Source organism: Microbacterium sp. ISL-103, from assembly GCF_018613995.1.
In the GTDB taxonomy this organism is placed as follows: Bacteria; Actinomycetota; Actinomycetes; order Actinomycetales; family Microbacteriaceae; genus Microbacterium.
This window is the reverse complement of record NZ_JAGGPD010000094.1, coordinates 922-2,668: the sequence shown is the minus strand read 5'-3', so window position 1 is coordinate 2,668 and position 1,747 is coordinate 922. Positions and strand designations below refer to the sequence as shown.

General features: G+C 64.1%; 1 protein-coding gene. It reads left to right on the top strand.

Annotated elements, in window-relative coordinates; all coding sequences use genetic code 11:
- The first annotated feature begins 159 nt into the window (after nucleotides 1–159).
- Nucleotides 160–1,614 carry a 30S ribosomal protein S1 gene (gene rpsA, locus J7E68_RS04215; RefSeq protein ID WP_215170148.1) on the top strand — a complete coding sequence of 485 codons (1,455 nt, stop codon included), beginning with the start codon at nucleotides 160–162 and terminating at the stop codon, nucleotides 1,612–1,614.
- The last annotated feature ends 133 nt before the right edge of the window (nucleotides 1,615–1,747 follow it).

Sequence of the window (1,747 nt, the reverse complement as noted above, 5' to 3'; positions counted from 1 at the left end):
GTCATTCGGGCCGGAGATCTGATAACCTTGACTGTCACTCGTGGCGTGCCTATGCATGCCCGGGTGTCGCAACCAAATCAATCGCTGCAGAGCTCATCATCGGTCGTGCGCGGCCGGAGTCCTCAGCCCGAGTCTCCATTCACAAGGACAACCCACTACATGACTACCGCAACGACCGCCCCGGCCACCAAGCAGGTCGCCATCAACGACATCGGATCTGCTGAGGACTTCCTGGCCGCGGTCGAGAAGACCCTGAAGTTCTTCAACGACGGCGACATCATCGAAGGCACGATCGTCAAGATCGACCGCGATGAGGTCCTGCTCGATGTCGGATACAAGACCGAGGGTGTCATCCCCTCGCGCGAGCTCTCGATCAAGCACGACGTCGACCCCAACGAGGTCGTCAAGGTCGGCGACGAGGTCGAGGCCCTGGTTCTCCAGAAGGAGGACAAGGAAGGCCGTCTGATCCTCTCCAAGAAGCGTGCTCAGTACGAGCGTGCCTGGGGAGACGTCGAGAAGATCAAGGAGAACGACGGCGTCGTCACCGGAACGGTCATCGAGGTCGTCAAGGGTGGACTCATCGTCGACATCGGCCTCCGTGGCTTCCTGCCGGCATCGCTCATCGAGCTGCGTCGCGTCCGCGACCTCACGCCGTACCTCGGCCAGGAGATCGAGGCCAAGATCCTCGAGCTCGACAAGAACCGCAACAACGTCGTTCTGAGCCGCCGTGCGCTGCTCGAGCAGACGCAGTCGGAGTCGCGCACCACGTTCCTGAACAACCTGCACAAGGGTCAGGTCCGCAAGGGTGTCGTGTCGTCGATCGTCAACTTCGGTGCATTCGTCGACCTGGGCGGCGTGGACGGCCTCGTGCACGTCTCCGAGCTGTCCTGGAAGCACATCGAGCACGCCTCCGAGGTCGTCGAGGTTGGCCAGGAGGTCACCGTCGAGATCCTCGAGGTCGACCTCGACCGCGAGCGCGTCTCCCTGTCGCTGAAGGCGACGCAGGAAGACCCGTGGCAGGTCTTCGCCCGCACCCACGCGATCGGTCAGGTCACGCCGGGTAAGGTCACCAAGCTCGTTCCGTTCGGTGCGTTCGTGCGCGTCGCAGACGGCATCGAGGGCCTGGTCCACATCTCCGAGCTCTCCAGCAAGCACGTCGAGCTGGCCGAGCAGGTCGTGTCCGTCGGCGAAGAGGTGTTCGTCAAGGTCATCGACATCGACCTCGAGCGTCGTCGCATCTCGCTGTCGCTCAAGCAGGCCAACGAGTCGGTCGACCCCAACGGCACCGAGTTCGACCCGGCGCTCTACGGCATGGTCGCGGAGTACGACGACAACGGCGAGTACAAGTACCCGGAGGGCTTCGACGCCGAGACCGGTGCGTGGAAGGAAGGCTTCGACTCCCAGCGCGAGGCATGGGAGCAGGAGTACGCTGCAGCCCAGGCTCGCTGGGAGGCGCACAAGGCTCAGGTCACGAAGGCGGCCGAGGCAGAAGCTGCTGCCGGCGACGACTTCGGCGGCCAGGTCTTCTCGAGCGAGGCCGCAGGCGCGGGCACGCTCGCGGACGACGAGGCTCTTGCGGCTCTCCGCGAGAAGCTGTCGGGCGGCAACGCTTAAGCATCACGCTCAGAAACGGGCCGTCACCCTCCGGGGTGGCGGCCCGTTTCGCGTTTCCGCCTTGTCTCCGAGAGCCGTGCAGGGCTACGTGACCGAACATTACGTCCGCATTCGTCACATGTCAGCGGGTTGG